We start from the raw sequence: 457 nt of genomic DNA, 5'->3' as shown, positions 1-457 counted from the left end.
GAACCAGCGTATCCTGGATGACGTTGCCGGCGTAGCCGACGAACGTATCGAAGGCCGATTCGTCCTTACCGACGCGCAGGCCACCGAGCTGGATCCAGGCGAAGTTCAGCGAGACGTCCCGGTTGTGGGCGGCGTTGACGTCCTCGAAGGCGTTGTCGTCGCCGAAGTTGAAGCGGGTCTCGGTGTAGGTCTTCAAGGTGCCGAGTTCGGTTTCCTGGCCTGTCCAGGTCTTCAGCGTGAAGCGGGTATTCTTCAGCCAGGTATTGTGGTCATCACCATCCTGGTGATCCGCGGCTTTTGCACCATCGAACGAACCGAGGTCGCCACCGCCGATGTCATAACGGACATAGCCGCCGACGCGCAGGCAGGTCTCGGTGCCGGGGATGTAGAAGTAGCCAGCGCCGTAGACGTCGCAAATCTTGACGTATTCAGCGGGTTCCGGCTCGGCGACGACGAC

1 protein-coding gene is annotated in these 457 nt (G+C 61.1%); it reads right to left on the bottom strand.

Going from position 1 to position 457, the window contains the following annotated elements; all coding sequences use genetic code 11:
* Window positions 1-457 (bottom strand): porin (locus tag EN994_RS34925; RefSeq protein WP_164746602.1); only part of this gene is annotated, 457 nt, incomplete at both ends.

The sequence above is a fragment of the Mesorhizobium sp. M7A.F.Ca.CA.002.09.1.1 genome, from assembly GCF_003998555.1.
In the GTDB taxonomy this organism is placed as follows: Bacteria; Pseudomonadota; Alphaproteobacteria; order Rhizobiales; family Rhizobiaceae; genus Mesorhizobium; species Mesorhizobium ciceri.
Note: the sequence above shows the minus strand (reverse complement) of the source record. Positions and strands in the feature narration are given on the sequence as shown.